This window comes from Streptomyces sp. NPDC030143, from assembly GCF_055573695.1.
The window spans coordinates 273,420-287,487 of sequence record NZ_JBVIAY010000008.1 but is presented as its reverse complement, the minus strand read 5'-3'; the positions used below and the strand labels follow the sequence as shown (position 1 = coordinate 287,487).

At 70.7% G+C, this 14,068-nt stretch carries 12 protein-coding genes; 8 read left to right on the top strand and 4 right to left on the bottom strand.

The annotated features are described in order from the left end of the window. Nucleotides 1-171: 171 nt before the first annotated feature. Both ACZ4YY_RS17250 and ACZ4YY_RS17245 read right to left on the bottom strand, forming a co-directional pair. On the bottom strand, nucleotides 172-690 hold the full coding sequence (locus ACZ4YY_RS17250; RefSeq protein WP_468290139.1) for an AAA family ATPase: 519 nt from the start codon (nucleotides 688-690) through the stop codon (nucleotides 172-174). A 116-nt stretch (nucleotides 691-806) separates the two neighbouring features. After that, entirely contained in the window at nucleotides 807-1,550 is a 744-nt protein-coding gene (locus ACZ4YY_RS17245; RefSeq protein ID WP_468290136.1) for a GbsR/MarR family transcriptional regulator, read from the bottom strand. A 225-nt stretch (nucleotides 1,551-1,775) separates the two neighbouring features. On the opposite strand from ACZ4YY_RS17245, the gene ACZ4YY_RS17240 reads away from it, so the two are divergent. The 3 genes from ACZ4YY_RS17240 to ACZ4YY_RS17230 all read left to right on the top strand — a co-directional run bounded on the left by ACZ4YY_RS17240 (nucleotide 1,776) and on the right by ACZ4YY_RS17230 (nucleotide 4,364). Beyond that, the gene (locus tag ACZ4YY_RS17240; protein ID WP_468290134.1) at nucleotides 1,776-2,447 is read left to right on the top strand and encodes a DUF4097 family beta strand repeat-containing protein; all 672 of its coding nucleotides are present in this window, start codon (nucleotides 1,776-1,778) and stop codon (nucleotides 2,445-2,447) included. A gap of 82 nt (nucleotides 2,448-2,529) precedes the next feature. Next, nucleotides 2,530-3,576 (top strand): ATP-binding cassette domain-containing protein, encoded by a 1,047-nt coding sequence (locus ACZ4YY_RS17235; protein ID WP_468290131.1) that lies wholly within the window; start codon nucleotides 2,530-2,532, stop codon nucleotides 3,574-3,576. Beyond that, nucleotides 3,573-4,364, top strand: coding sequence for an ABC transporter permease (locus ACZ4YY_RS17230; protein ID WP_468290128.1), 792 nt, complete (start codon nucleotides 3,573-3,575; stop codon nucleotides 4,362-4,364). The genes ACZ4YY_RS17235 and ACZ4YY_RS17230 overlap by 4 nt, the downstream gene beginning before the upstream one ends. A 306-nt stretch (nucleotides 4,365-4,670) precedes the next feature. Here the strand turns inward: ACZ4YY_RS17230 and ACZ4YY_RS17225 are convergent, their stop codons facing one another. Next, complete coding sequence (locus ACZ4YY_RS17225) at nucleotides 4,671-5,726, bottom strand: Yip1 family protein (RefSeq protein ID WP_468290125.1); 1,056 nt, start codon at nucleotides 5,724-5,726, stop codon at nucleotides 4,671-4,673. Between the two features lie 164 nt (nucleotides 5,727-5,890). After that, complete coding sequence (locus ACZ4YY_RS17220; RefSeq protein WP_468290122.1) at nucleotides 5,891-8,167, bottom strand: (Fe-S)-binding protein; 2,277 nt, start codon at nucleotides 8,165-8,167, stop codon at nucleotides 5,891-5,893. A gap of 427 nt (nucleotides 8,168-8,594) precedes the next feature. Between ACZ4YY_RS17220 and ACZ4YY_RS17215 the strand changes: the two genes are divergently transcribed. The 5 genes from ACZ4YY_RS17215 (at nucleotide 8,595) to ACZ4YY_RS17195 (ending at nucleotide 13,988) form a co-directional block, all read left to right on the top strand. After that, a complete protein-coding gene (locus ACZ4YY_RS17215; protein WP_468290119.1) occupies nucleotides 8,595-9,731 on the top strand; it encodes an MraY family glycosyltransferase in 1,137 nt (378 codons plus the stop codon). A 95-nt stretch (nucleotides 9,732-9,826) separates the two neighbouring features. After that, nucleotides 9,827-11,668, top strand: a complete 1,842-nt coding sequence (gene dnaK / locus ACZ4YY_RS17210) for a molecular chaperone DnaK (RefSeq protein WP_468290116.1) — start codon at nucleotides 9,827-9,829, stop codon at nucleotides 11,666-11,668. Beyond that, nucleotides 11,665-12,318: a nucleotide exchange factor GrpE gene (grpE, locus tag ACZ4YY_RS17205; protein WP_468290113.1), complete on the top strand. Its 654-nt coding sequence runs from the start codon at nucleotides 11,665-11,667 to the stop codon at nucleotides 12,316-12,318. Before dnaK ends, grpE begins: the two co-directional genes overlap by 4 nt. Before the next feature lie 33 nt (nucleotides 12,319-12,351). Continuing rightward, nucleotides 12,352-13,530 (top strand): molecular chaperone DnaJ, encoded by a 1,179-nt coding sequence (dnaJ, locus tag ACZ4YY_RS17200; protein ID WP_468290110.1) that lies wholly within the window; start codon nucleotides 12,352-12,354, stop codon nucleotides 13,528-13,530. A gap of 5 nt (nucleotides 13,531-13,535) precedes the next feature. After that, nucleotides 13,536-13,988 carry a heat shock protein transcriptional repressor HspR gene (locus ACZ4YY_RS17195; RefSeq protein ID WP_391646192.1) on the top strand — a complete coding sequence of 151 codons (453 nt, stop codon included), beginning with the start codon at nucleotides 13,536-13,538 and terminating at the stop codon, nucleotides 13,986-13,988. The last annotated feature ends 80 nt before the right edge of the window (nucleotides 13,989-14,068 follow it).

Genomic DNA, 14,068 nt, shown 5'->3' with positions numbered 1-14,068 from the left:
GTGGGATACACCGGACCGTGAGTGCGGCCCGCCAAGCGGCCCTCGGGCCGGGTGACGTGAGGACCGTCCGCTCCCGTACGGCGCCGGTGTCCGACGTGTCGCGGCGGTCAGGTCCCTGTCGGTGGCCCTGCGGGAACCCGGCCGGTCGCCGGCCATCGGGCTCAGCGGGGTTCAGCCCCTGACGGCCTCTGCGATCCGCTGGGCGGCCTGGGCGGGCGTGAGGTGTGTGGTGTCGACGACCTCGGCCTCGCCGTGCAGCCACGTGCGGGCCGCCTCGGCGTAGGGCTCGAGGTATCGGAGGCGGAACGGGGAGGGGACGGGAGAGGCCCCCTCGATGCGCCGACGAAGGGTGTCCTGGTCGGCGTGGAGGACGAAGTGCCGCACCGGGACGCCGTGGTGGGCGAGGCCCGTGCTGATCTCGCGCCAGTACTGCTCGACCAGGACGGTCATCGGCATCACGAGAGTGCCGCCGGTGTACTCCAGTACGCGGCGGGCGGTCTCCACGACGAGTTGCCGCCACGGCGGCCAGTGCTGGAAGTTGTCCGTCCCGGGCAGCCTGGGCGTGATGTCCATGAGGGTTTCGCCGACCTTCTCGGCGTCGAACACCCGTGAATGGGGGATCAGTTGCTGCACGAGCGCACTGGTCGTCGTCTTGCCCGCGCCGTGGGTGCCGTTGAGCCATACGATCACGGGACGCAAGGCTAGCGTCGTGCGGGCCGCGGGAACGGACACGGCCCCCATCCCGTCCGGCGAGGCGGACTTCCACTGCCGGACCGGCCCTTGGAGCTCGGAACGACCGCGGCCGGTCAGGACGTCCGTTCGGCGTCGTCCGGGGTCGTTTCCGGTTTCGTGTGCAGGACTTCGCGGGCCTGGTCGGCGGCGCGGGTGATGCTCTCGGAGACGAAGTCGAGGAAGCGGGCGATGTTCTCGAGGCGGACGGCGGCCGGGGTGCCCTGGCCTAGGACGTGTACGCCCTGTCGTGCGGTCTCGGCGACCTGGATGGTGCCGCGGGCACTGGCGATCATGGACTGGTACCAGACGTCGTCGTCGGCGATGTAGCGCTCGCGGCGGCGTTCGTCGCGTTCCCGGCGTACCAGGCCCTGGCTCTCCAGGTACGAGATCGCTTTGGAGATGGACGCCGGGCTGACCTGGAGGCGCTGGACGAGTTCGGCGGCGGTGAGACTGCCCGCGTCGCTGGTGTAGAGGCAGGTCAGCACCCGGGACATCATCTTGGGCGCGCCCGTCTGCATGAGGACGGTGGTGAACGTCTCCTCGTATTCGCGCACGGCCTCGGCGTCCCGTCCGTGGGGCTGCGCGGGCGACTCCGGCCTCCGGGGCGCGGCCTGTCTGCGGCGGTGCGCGCGGCGTTCGGTGGCGCGGTGGGCGAGGTCGGCGCGGTAGGCGGTGGGGCCGCCGTTGCGCATCACCTCGCGGGTGATCGTCGACGTCGGACGGTCGAGTCGTCTGGCGATCTCCGCGTAGGCGAGGCTGTCGGCCAGCCCCAGCGCGATCTGCTGGCGTTCCTGCTGGGTGAGCCTGCCTCCCGGCATCGCCGTCTCCTTCGCATCCGTGGTGATGTCCCCAGTATAGCGTTCACACTCCGTTCATTGCAACGAGCGATCGAGGGGCGTTGCATTGCAATCCAAGCCATTGCAACGATATATCTGCTTCTACCTGCACGGATGATGTTTATGCGCAACGGGTATGTTGCTGAATCAGTGAAGGCAACGTAGCTTTTCCCATGTCAGAAACAACGACGAGCACAGGAGAGCACCATGCAGAAGTTCGACACCGCCGCCCCGATCGCCGCCGTCCTCGACATCCCCGCGGGACGCGTCCTGTTCATCGCCGCCGACCGGGCCGACACCGTCGTCGAGATCCGGCCCGCGGACGCCTCGAAGGGCCGTGACGTGAAGGCGGCGGAGCAGTCCAGGGTCGAGTACGGCGACGGCGTCCTGCGGATCGAGGCCCCGGCGGCGCGGAACCAGTACTTCGGCCCTTCCGGTTCCCTCGAGGTGACGGTCCGGCTGCCCGCCGGTTCGCGGGTCGAGGCGAAGGCCGCCAGCGCCGAGTTCCGGGGCGTCGGGCGGCTCGGCGAGGTCGTCTTCGAGGGGGCGCAGGGCCCGGTCAAGCTCGACGAGGCCGAGAGCGTTCGCCTCACCGTCCTCGACGGTGACGTCTCGGTCGGCCGCCTGCACGGCCCCGCCGAGATCAGCACGCAGAAGGGCGACATCCGCATCGCCGAGGCGGTGCGCGGCACGGTCGTGCTGACCACCCAGATGGGCGACGTGTCGATCGACGCCGCCCCCGGGGTGTCCGCCTCCCTGGACGCCCACACCGGCTACGGCCGCATCGGCAACACGCTCAGGAACGCAGACGGCGAGGCCGCCGCCCTGACCATCCGCGCGACCACCTCTCACGGCGACGTCACCGCCCGCGGCCTGTAGAGCTCCGGATAAAAAAGGGGGAGCCCGGCTCGCCTTTTGTTCGGAGCTCTGGACGCCCACCACAGGTAAAGGAGCACCCCTCATGACCGACCTGGCCATCGCGGCGAACGGACTGCGCAAGTCCTACGGCGACAAGACCGTCCTGGACGGTGTCGACCTGGCCGTCCCGGAAGGAACGATCTTCTCCCTGCTCGGCCCGAACGGCGCCGGCAAGACCACCGTCGTCAAGATCCTCTCCACCCTCGTCTCCCCCGGCCCCGGCAGCGGCCCCCTCCGCGTCGGCGGCCACGACCTCGCCGCCGATCCGCAGGCCGTGCGGGCCACGATCGGTGTCACCGGGCAGTTCTCCGCCGTGGACGGCCTGATCACCGGTGAGGAGAACATGCTGCTCATGGCGGACCTGCACCACCTCTCCAGGCGGGAGGGACGGCGGGTGACCGCCGAGCTGCTTCAGCGCTTCGACCTCACCGAGGCCGCCTCGAAGCCCGCCTCCACCTACTCCGGCGGCATGAAGCGCCGCCTGGACATCGCCATGACCCTGGTCGGCGGCCCGCGGATCATCTTCCTCGACGAGCCGACCACCGGCCTGGACCCGCGCTCGCGGCACACCATGTGGCAGATCATCCGCGAGCTGGTCACGGACGGCGTCACTGTCTTCCTCACCACCCAGTACCTGGAGGAGGCCGACGAACTCGCCGACCGCATCGCCGTGCTCGACGGCGGCAGGATCGCCGCCGAGGGCACCGCCGAGGAGCTCAAGCGGATCGTCCCCGGCGGACACGTCCGCCTGCGCTTCACCGACCCGGCCGCCTACCGGTCCGCGGCCTCGGCCCTGGGCGAGGCCTCCCGCCACGACGACCTGCTCGCCCTGCAGATCCCCAACGACGGCAGCCAGCGCGACCTGCGCCTGCTCCTCGACCGGCTGGACTCGGCCGGCGTCGAGGCCGACGAGCTGACGGTGCACACCCCCGACCTCGACGACGTCTTCTTCGCCCTGACCGGCGGCGCCACCCGCCTTCCCCACCAGCCCGACCCGGCGAACCGGCCCCACCAGCCGAACGAGCCCCACCAGCCGAACGAGCCCCACCAGCCGAACCAGTCCCACCAGTCGAAGGAGACCGCCCGATGAGCTCCCTCTCCCTCGCGGCGCGCGACTCCGCCACGATGCTGCGCCGCAACCTCCTGCACGCCCGGCGCTACCCGTCCCTCACCCTGAACCTGCTGCTCACCCCGATCATGCTGCTGCTGCTCTTCGTCTACATCTTCGGCGGCACCATGAGCGCGGGCATCGGCGGCGGCGGGGCCGACCGGTCGGAGTACATCGCCTACCTCGTCCCGGGCCTGCTGCTGATGACCATCGGCAGCACCACGATCGGCACCGCGGTCTCCGTCTCCAACGACATGACCGAGGGCATCATCGCCCGCTTCCGCACGATGGCCATCCACCGCGGGTCGGTGCTCGTCGGGCACGTCGTCGGCAGTGTGCTGCAGTGCGTGATGAGCGTGGTGCTCGTCGGCGCCGTCGCCGTGGTCATCGGCTTCCGCTCCACCGACGCCACGGCCTGGGAGTGGCTCGCCGCGTTCGGGCTGCTCGTGCTCTTCGCCACGGCGCTCACCTGGATAGCGGTCGGCATGGGCCTGATCAGCCCGAACGCCGAGGCCGCCAGCAACAACGCGATGCCCCTGATCCTGCTGCCGCTGCTGTCCAGCGCCTTCGTCCCCCTCGACGCCATGCCGGGCTGGTTCCAGCCGATCGCCGAGTACCAGCCCTTCACCCCGGCCATCGAGACCCTGCGCGGCCTGCTCCTCGGCACCGAGATCGGCCACAACGGATGGCTCGCCGTCCTCTGGTGCCTGGGCCTCGCGGCCCTCGGCTACCGCTGGTCCACCTCGAAGTTCAACGACGACTCGAAGTAACCGGCATGACCACGCGGGCCCCCTCCCGCACCCCGTCCCGCCCCAGGGCGGCGTACCCCGACACCTCGTCGATGTACGCCGCCCTGTTCGTGTGCGCCGCCCGCCGCCCGCCGCCCGCCGCCCGCCGGGCACTGACGCCGGACGCCCGAAGCCGGAGGCAGGGATGCCGGACCCCGGGACGCCGCCCACCGCGACGACAGGGGTGACAGGGGTGACACAAAAGCAACTGGGACGGCAGGGACGGCAGGGACGACAGAAGGGGCTCCCCGGGTGTCCGGGGAGCCCCTCTTCTCCACACCCTGTGGATCAGAACGTGCCCAGCTTCACGATCGACAGCAGGGCGACCAGTTGGATCGCCGACGCGCCCAGCGCCTTCGGCCACGGCAGGTCGTGGGAGCGGCTGACCATCAGGGTGAGCAGCGCGCCGGCCGCGATCCAGGTGCCCCAGCCCAGCACCTGCACGAACGACGCGTCGCCGCCGAGGAACATCGCGACGACCAGACGCGGGGCGTCGGTGAGGGACGTGATCAGCATCGACAGTCCGACCGTGGGCTGCCAGGCGCCGTCGCCGCCGAGCTGACGGGCCAGCGTGTGGGTGACCACGCCCAGCACGAACGCGCTCAGCACCATCGCGACGGCCGTCGTCAGGACGATCGGGATCGCGTTGGAGAGCGTGGCGTTGATCGCGTCCTCGCGGGCGCCGTCGAAACCGAAGACGGCGAGCAGTCCGTAGAGGAAGGTGACGACGAGGGCGGGGCCCCACATCGTGTAGTCCCGCATCTGCAGGAAGGTCGGGGCGGGGGCGGTCACGACGCCCTTCAGCAGCGCCTTCCAGTGCAGGCGCGGGCCGACCGGGGCCGACGGCGCCCCGGAGCCGGCGTGGTAGGTCCCACCCTGGTTGTACTGCTGGTGGTCGTCGATCGAGAAGGCCTGCGTGTGCCCCGGGTTGTTGGCCGCGTACGGGTCGTGCGGGGCGCCCGGGTCACCGGGGGCGCCGTAGGGGTCGCCGCCGAAGTACTCGGGCTCACCGCCGCCCTGACCGCCGTGGCCGCCGCTGTTCGGCGAGGGCCACGGCCCCGGTCCGCCCCGGCCGCCTGTGCCGCCACCGCCGTACGGCGGCTGCCCGCCGCCGCGGTACTGCGGCCGCGCGGGCTGCTGGGGCGGCGGCGGGTAGCCGTACGACGGCCCCTGGGGCGCCTGCTGCCCGTACGGAGGGTTTTGAGGTCGCGCTTGCGGGCCGCGGCCGTCCCGGCCGCCGCGTCCGATCCTGAATCCAGCCACGTCATCGAACGTACCTGGTCCCGGTGAGCCGCGTGCCGGACCTCGCCCTCCGGGAGCGGCTTTGCGGCCGACCTGTGACATCCCTTAAGGGCAGACCCGTACGACCCTTGAGGGACCCCCTACAACCTGCGCGGGACGGCTGCCGCACCGCGCCCCGCTGCCGCTGACGACCGGCCCGCAGGCCCGACGGCGACGCCCCCCGTCCGCACAGGACGGGGGGCGTCGCAACGCACCGACGGTGCCGGTCACTTGACCGGCTGCGGCTCCGGTTCGTCCTCCGTCTCCGACGTGCCCGCCGGGGGCTCGTCGTCGACCGGCGTCTTGACCGACTCCAGGAGAAGCTGGGCGACGTCGACGACCTGGATGGACTCCTTGGCCTTGCCGTCGTTCTTCTTGCCGTTCACGGAGTCCGTCAGCATGACCAGGCAGAAGGGGCAGGCCGTCGAGACGATGTCCGGGTTCAGCGACAGGGCCTCGTCGACGCGCTCGTTGTTGATGCGCTTGCCGATCCGCTCCTCCATCCACATGCGCGCACCGCCGGCGCCGCAGCAGAAGCCGCGCTCCTTGTGACGGTGCATCTCCTCGTTGCGCAGGCCGGGGACGTTGGCGATGATCTCGCGCGGCGGCGTGTAGATCTTGTTGTGGCGGCCCAGGTAGCACGGGTCGTGGTAGGTGATGATGCCCTCGACCGGGGTCACCGGGATCAGCTTGCCCTCGTCCACCAGGTGCTGGAGCAACTGGGTGTGGTGGATGACCTCGTAGTCGCCGCCGAGCTGCGGGTACTCGTTGCCGAGGGTGTTGAGGCAGTGCGGGCAGGTGGCGACGATCTTCTTCGCCGACTTCGGCTTCCTGGTCGACTCGTCCTCGTCGTCCTCGCCGAACGCCATGTTCAGCGCCGCCACGTTCTCCATGCCGAGCTCCTGGAACAGGGGCTCGTTGCCGAGGCGGCGGGCGGAGTCACCGGTGCACTTCTCGTCGCCGCCCATGATCGCGAACTTCACGCCGGCGATGTGCAGCAGCTCCGCGAAGGCCTTGGTGGTCTTCTTGGCGCGGTCCTCCAGGGCGCCGGCGCAGCCGACCCAGTACAGGTACTCGACCTCGGACAGGTCCTCGAGGTCCTTGCCGACGACCGGGACCTCGAAGTCGACCTCCTTGGTCCACTCGAGGCGCTGCTTCTTCGCCAGGCCCCAGGGGTTGCCCTTCTTCTCCAGGTTCTTGAGCATCGTGCCCGCCTCGGACGGGAACGCGCTCTCGATCATCACCTGGTAGCGACGCATGTCGACGATGTGGTCGACGTGCTCGATGTCGACGGGGCACTGCTCGACGCAGGCGCCGCAGGTGGTGCAGGACCACAGGACGTCCGGGTCGATGACGCCGTTCTCCTCGGCGGTGCCGACCAGCGGGCGCTCGGCCTCGGCGAGCGCGGCGGCGGGCACGTCCTTCAGCTGCTCCTCGGACGCCTTCTCCTCGCCCTCCATGGTCTTGCCGCCACCGGCGAGGAGGTACGGGGCCTTGGCGTGCGCGTGGTCGCGCAGCGACATGATCAGCAGCTTCGGCGAGAGCGGCTTGCCGGTGTTCCAGGCGGGGCACTGCGACTGGCAGCGGCCGCACTCGGTGCAGGTGGAGAAGTCCAGCAGGCCCTTCCAGGAGAACTGCTCGACCTGGGAGACGCCGAAGACGTCGTCGTCACCGGGGTCGGTGAAGTCGATCGGTTTGCCGCCGGAGGTCATCGGCTGGAGGCCGCCCAGGGCCGTCCCGCCGGTCGCCTCGCGCTTGAACCAGATGTTCGGGAAGGCGAGGAAGCGGTGCCAGGCCACGCCCATGTTGGTGTTGAGCGAGACGACGATCATCCAGATGAACGAGGTGCTGATCTTCACCATCGCGGTGAGGTAGATCAGGTTCTGCAGGGCGCCGACGCTCAGTCCCTTGAACGCCAGGACCAGGGGGTACGAGGCGAAGTACGCGGCCTCGTAGTGCTCCACGTGGTGGATGGCGCCCTCGAGGCCCCGCAGCACGTAGATGGCGAGGCCGATGGTGAGGATGACGTACTCGACGAAGTAGGCCTGGCCGGCCTTGGAGCCCGCGAAGCGGGACTTGCGGCCCGGGCGCGACGGCAGGTTGAGCAGGCGGATCACGATGAGCACGGCGATGCCGAGGATCGTCATCACGCCGATGAACTCGATGTACAGCTCGAACGGCAGGAACCCGCCGATGACCGGCAGCGTCCAGTCGGCTTCGAAGAGCTGCCCGAAGGCCTGGGCCAGGGTCGGCGGCAGGGTGAGGAAGCCGACGGCGACGAACCAGTGGGCGAAGCCCACGATGCCCCAGCGGTTCATCCGCGTGTGGCCGAGGAACTCCCTGACCAGGGTCACGCTGCGCGCGTAGGGGTTGTCCGTCCGGCTGCCGGCCGGCACCGGCTGGCCCAGCTTGAAGTACCGGACGAACTGGCCGATCGCGCGTGCGAGCAGCGCAACGCCGACCACGGTCAGGACCAGCGACACGATGATCGCGGCGAGTTGCATGGGGGCTCCTCGGGCCTGCGAGGTGAGGGTTTCGACATTACTGAGCGGTAGCTTATGCAGTCCGTCTGAGACTACCCCTATCCTCCGCCGCACTGTAGCCGGGCGTGCGGTGATCTGCGTCGCTGAGGGTTGCCTCAGGACGCGCCCCGCGACGCGCCTCCGGATACCCCGCGGAATGCCCCTCCGCACTCCTCGGGACGTGCCTCGGAGTGCCCTCGGGGCGTCCTCGGCGCGCACGTCCGGGTGCTCCTCCGGGTGCACCCCGGAGTGCTCGTCCTGGGTGCGCCCCGGGAGGCGCCTCCGAACGGCTCTCCGGACGGCTCTCCCGACCCCTCCGGGGGTCGCCTTCGCGCACCGTCCGGAACGCGGCGGCGATCTGATCGTGTTACTCGTACCAAATTGGTACATTTGAGGCTAATTTATATCCGTGCTCTACGGGATCGTCGCCGCCACCTCCGCCCTGCTCCTCACCGCCCTCCTCGCCGCAGTCCTGCGCGGGCCCGCCCTGCGCCTCGGGCTGCTCGACCGACGCCAGCGGCAGCGTCGCGTGCCGCTGTCCGGGGGCGTCGCCGTCGTCCTCGCCACCTGTCTCGTCGCGGGCACCGGCGACCGGACCGGGATCGCCCCGCTCGGCCACGGCATGGGGGTGCTGCTCGGGGCCGCCGCCGGGGTCGCCCTGCTCGGGCTGCTCGCGGACGTCTGCCGGCTGAACGTCCGCATCCCGGCCTTCGGCACGGCGCTCGCGTCGGCCTTCGTGGTGCCGTTCGACGACACCGGCCCGGTCGTGGGGGTGCTGGCCGTCGCCTGGATCGTCCTGGTCGCGCTCGCCTTCCGGGCCCTCGACCACGCGGACGGCGTGGCCGGCACGGTCGGGGTCGTCACCGCCTTCGGTGTGGGTGCCTGCGCGGCGGCCGAGGTGATGGACGGGCTCGCGGTGCTGCTGAGCGTGCTGGCCGCCGCGCTGACCGGGTTCCTCATGCACAACTGGCCTCCCGCGCGCGTGGCGCTCGGCGGGTGCGGCTCGCTGTTCGCCGGTTTCCTGCTCGCGGCGGCGGCCGTCACCGCGCGCGGGGGGCAGGACCCGGCGGTCGGATCGGGGGTGCTGTTCGCGCTGACGGCGGTGGCCGTCCTCGACGCCGTCCTCGTCCTGGCCGGACGGCGTCTGGCCGGACGGCCGCTGCTGCGCGGCGCCCCGGACCACCTCGTCCACCGGCTGCGGCGGCTCGGCCTCACCGCGCGGGGCGCGGTGGTGCTCGTCGGTGTGGCGGCGTTCGCCGGGGTACTCGTGGGGGTCCTGGTGCACGTCGGCTGGACGGGAGGGCGGGCCGCGCTCTGGGTCGCGGGGGTGGTGGCGGTCGTCGCCCTCGGTCTGCTGCGGGTCCCGGTGCACGGGGCGCGGCGGCAGGGCGGTGCGGGGTCCCGGCGTCAAGCCGTGTCCTCGGTGCGCCCCCCTCGGAGGTCGGCCGAGTCACCCGCGCGAGCGGTCCGGCGTATGGCGTCCGCACCGGTCGAACCGCAGGTCAAGCCAGAGGTCGGGGGATCCTTGCGTGTAAGGAACGGATAAGAGTTGAGTCCGCTCGACTCAGGTCTGTTGACCGGGCGGTGGTCGTCGTGCACACTTGAGTCCGTTCCACTCAAGTCAGCTGGAGGAAGATCACCATGGCACGTGCGGTCGGCATCGACCTGGGCACGACTAACTCCGTCGTCAGCGTTCTGGAGGGCGGCGAGCCCACCGTCATCACCAACGCCGAGGGTGCCCGGACCACGCCGTCCGTCGTCGCCTTCGCCAAGAACGGCGAGGTGCTGGTCGGCGAGGTCGCCAAGCGCCAGGCGGTCACCAACGTGGACCGGACCATCCGCTCGGTGAAGCGTCACATGGGCACCGACTGGAAGATCGAGCTCGACGGGAAGCCCTTCAACCCGCAGCAGATCTCCGCGTTCATCCTGCAGAAGCTGAAGCGGGACGCCGAGGCCTACCTGGGCGAGAAGGTGACCGACGCGGTCATCACCGTCCCGGCCTACTTCAACGACTCCGAGCGCCAGGCGACGAAGGAGGCCGGCGAGATCGCCGGTCTGAACGTCCTGCGCATCGTCAACGAGCCCACCGCGGCGGCGCTCGCCTACGGCCTCGACAAGGACGACCAGACGATCCTCGTCTTCGACCTCGGCGGCGGCACCTTCGACGTGTCCCTGCTGGAGATCGGCGACGGCGTCGTCGAGGTGAAGGCCACCAACGGTGACAACCACCTCGGTGGTGACGACTGGGACCAGCGCGTCGTCGACTACCTGGTCAAGCAGTTCGCCAGTGGCCACGGCGTGGACCTCGGCAAGGACAAGATGGCGCTCCAGCGCCTGCGCGAGGCCGCCGAGAAGGCGAAGATCGAGCTGTCCTCGTCCACCGAGACCTCGATCAACCTGCCCTACATCACCGCGTCCGCCGAGGGCCCGCTGCACCTGGACGAGAAGCTCACCCGCGCCCAGTTCCAGCAGCTGACCGCCGACCTGCTGGAGCGCTGCAAGACGCCGTTCCACAACGTCATCAAGGACGCCGGCATCTCCATCAACGAGATCGACCACGTCGTCCTCGTCGGCGGTTCCACCCGCATGCCCGCCGTCGCCGAGCTCGTGCGCGAGCTGACCGGCGGCAAGGAGGCCAACAAGGGCGTCAACCCGGACGAGGTCGTCGCCATCGGCGCCTCGCTCCAGGCCGGTGTCCTCAAGGGTGAGGTCAAGGACGTCCTGCTCCTCGACGTGACCCCGCTGTCCCTCGGCATCGAGACCAAGGGCGGCATCATGACCAAGCTGATCGAGCGCAACACCACGATCCCGACCAAGCGCTCCGAGATCTTCACGACGGCCGAGGACAACCAGCCGTCCGTGCAGATCCAGGTCTACCAGGGCGAGCGCGAGATCGCGGCGTACAACAAGAAGCTCGGGATGTTCGAGCTGACCGGTCTGCCGCCGGCGCCCCGCGGCGTCCCGCAGATCGAGGTCTCCTTCGACATCGACGCCAACGGCATCATGCACGTGACCGCGAAGGACCTGGGCACGGGCAAGGAGCAGAAGATGACCGTCACCGGCGGCTCCTCGCTGCCGAAGGACGAGGTCGACCGCATGCGCCAGGAGGCCGAGCAGTACGCGGAGGAGGACCACCGCCGCCGCGAGGCCGCCGAGGCCCGCAACCAGGGCGAGCAGCTCGTCTACCAGACCGAGAAGTTCCTCAAGGACAACGAGGACAAGGTCCCGGGCGAGATCAAGACCGAGGTCGAGTCCGCCGTCGCCGAGCTGAAGGAGAAGCTCAAGGGCGAGGACACCGCCGAGATCCGCACCGCCACCGAGAAGGTCGCGGCCGTGTCGCAGAAGCTCGGCCAGGCCATGTACGCCGACGCGCAGGCCGCGGGCGGTCCCGAGGGCGCCACCGCCGGCGGTGCCAAGGCCGCCGACGACGACGTCGTCGACGCCGAGATCGTGGACGACGAGCGCAAGGACGGTGCCGCGTGACGGAGGAGACCCCGGGCTTCGAGGAGAAGCCCGACGTCCCCTCCGGCGCCACCCCCGACGACGCCGAGCCGAAGGCCGACTCCTCCGCCGCGGCGGAGGAGTCGGCCCCGGCCGGGGACGCGAACCAGACAGCCGGGCTGGTGGCCCAGCTGGACCAGGTGCGCACCGCGCTCGGCGAGCGCACCGCGGACCTCCAGCGGGTCCAGGCCGAGTACCAGAACTACCGCCGCCGGGTCGAGCGCGACCGGATCGCGGTCAAGGAGATCGCCATCGCGAACCTCCTGACCGAGCTCCTGCCCGTCCTCGACGACATCGGCCGCGCGCGCGAACACGGCGAGCTCGTCGGCGGTTTCAAGTCCGTCGCCGAGTCGCTGGAGACCGTCGCGGCCAAGATGGGCCTCCAGCAGTTCGGCAAGGAGGGCGAGCCCTTCGACCCGACGATCCACGAGGCCCTGATGCACAGTTACGCGCCGGACGTCACCGAGACGACGTGCGTGGCGATCCTGCAGCCCGGGTACCGGATCGGCGAGCGCACCATCCGCCCCGCGCGGGTGGCCGTCGCCGAGCCCCAGCCCGGCGCCCAGACGGTCAAGGCGGAGGACGCCGAGCAGGCCGACGACAAGGAGAGCGGTGGCCCGGACGAGGGCTGACGTTGAACTGAGAAGAGAGGAGGGACGTCGAGGATGAGCACCAAGGACTTCATCGAGAAGGACTACTACAAGGTCCTCGGCGTCCCCAAGGACGCCACCGAGGCCGAGATCAAGAAGGCGTACCGCAAGCTCGCCCGCGAGTTCCACCCGGACGCCAACAAGGGCAACACCAAGGCCGAGGAACGCTTCAAGGAGATCTCCGAGGCGAACGACGTCCTCGGCGACCCCAAGAAGCGCAAGGAGTACGACGAGGCACGCACCCTCTTCGGCAACGGCGGCTTCCGCCCGGGGCCGGGCGCGGGCGGCGGCTCCTTCAACTTCGACCTGGGCGACCTCTTCGGAGGCGGCGCCCAGGGCGGCGGGGGAGCCGGCGGCTTCGGCGGCGGACTCGGTGACGTCTTCGGGGGCCTGTTCAACCGCGGCGGCACGGGCACGACCCGGACCCAGCCCCGGCGCGGCCAGGACATCGAGTCCGAGGTCACGCTGAGCTTCACGGAGGCCATCGAGGGCGCGACGGTACCGCTGCGCATGTCCTCGCAGTCCCCGTGCAAGGCCTGCTCCGGCACCGGCGACAAGAACGGCACACCGCGTGTGTGCCCGACCTGCGTCGGCACCGGCCAGGTGGCGCGCGGCTCGGGCGGCGGCTTCTCGCTGACCGACCCCTGCCCGGACTGCAAGGGCCGCGGCCTGATCGCCGAGCACCCCTGCCCGGACTGCAAGGGCAGCGGCCGGGCCAAGTCGTCCCGCACCATGCAGGTGCGCATCCCGGCGGGCGTCACCGACGGGCAGCGCATCCGGCTGCGCGGCAAGGGGGCACCCGGCGAGCGCGGCGGCCCGGCCGGCGACCTGTACGTCGTCGTCCACGTCGGCGCCCACCCGGTCTTCGGCCGCAAGGACGACAACCTGACGGTGACGGTGCCCGTGACGTTCTCGGAGGCGGCGCTCGGCGGCGAGATCCGCGTTCCCACCCTCGGCGGCCCGGCGCTCACGCTGAAGCTGCCGCCCGGCACCCCCAACGGGCGCACCATGCGCGCGCGGGGCAAGGGAGCGGTCCGCAAGGACGGCACCCGAGGCGACCTCCTGGTCACCGTCGAGGTGAGTGTTCCGAAGGACCTGCCGGGGAAGGCTCGTGACGCGCTGGAGGCGTATCGCGAGGCGACCGCGGACGAGGACCCGCGGGCGGAGCTGTTCGAGGCCGCGAAGGGAGCATGAGAGTGATGGACGGCCGTCGACGTAACCCGTATGAGCTGACCGAGGAGACCCCGGTCTACGTCATCTCGGTGGCGGCCCAGCTCTCCGGCCTTCACCCGCAGACGCTGCGCCAGTACGACCGTCTGGGCCTGGTCTCCCCGGACCGCACCGCCGGCCGGGGCCGCCGCTACTCGGCCCGTGACATCGAACTGCTGCGCACCGTGCAGCAGTTGTCGCAGGACGAGGGCATCAACCTGGCCGGTATCAAGCGGATCATCGAGCTGGAGAACCAGGTCGCCGCGCTCCAGTCCCGCGTCGTGGAGCTGGAGGCCGCGCTGGACGGCGCGGCGGCGGCGATGCAGCAGCGCGAGGCCGCCGTCCACGCCTCCTACCGGCGGGACCTGGTCCCTTACCAGGAGGTCCAGCAGACGAGCGCGCTGGTGGTGTGGCGGCCGAAGCGGCAGCAGGCGTCGGACTGACGACCCGTGCATTCCCCTGGCGAGGAGAGGTGGACGTACCGCGGATGATGCCGCCGTACTGTGGCGTGTGCAACGCCTCC

What these genes read in the sequence shown, in the direction of transcription:
- ACZ4YY_RS17220 (WP_468290122.1), bottom strand. Translation starts at nt 8,167, where the DNA reads ATGCAACTCGCCGCGATCATCGTGTCGCTGGTCCTGACCGTGGTCGGC.
- ACZ4YY_RS17225 (WP_468290125.1), bottom strand. Translation starts at nt 5,726, where the DNA reads ATGTCACAGGTCGGCCGCAAAGCCGCTCCCGGAGGGCGAGGTCCGGCA.
- dnaK (WP_468290116.1), top strand. Translation starts at nt 9,827, where the DNA reads ATGGCACGTGCGGTCGGCATCGACCTGGGCACGACTAACTCCGTCGTC.
- ACZ4YY_RS17195 (WP_391646192.1), top strand. Translation starts at nt 13,536, where the DNA reads ATGGACGGCCGTCGACGTAACCCGTATGAGCTGACCGAGGAGACCCCG.
- ACZ4YY_RS17240 (WP_468290134.1), top strand. Translation starts at nt 1,776, where the DNA reads ATGCAGAAGTTCGACACCGCCGCCCCGATCGCCGCCGTCCTCGACATC.
- ACZ4YY_RS17230 (WP_468290128.1), top strand. Translation starts at nt 3,573, where the DNA reads ATGAGCTCCCTCTCCCTCGCGGCGCGCGACTCCGCCACGATGCTGCGC.
- dnaJ (WP_468290110.1), top strand. Translation starts at nt 12,352, where the DNA reads ATGAGCACCAAGGACTTCATCGAGAAGGACTACTACAAGGTCCTCGGC.
- ACZ4YY_RS17245 (WP_468290136.1), bottom strand. Translation starts at nt 1,550, where the DNA reads ATGCCGGGAGGCAGGCTCACCCAGCAGGAACGCCAGCAGATCGCGCTG.
- ACZ4YY_RS17235 (WP_468290131.1), top strand. Translation starts at nt 2,530, where the DNA reads ATGACCGACCTGGCCATCGCGGCGAACGGACTGCGCAAGTCCTACGGC.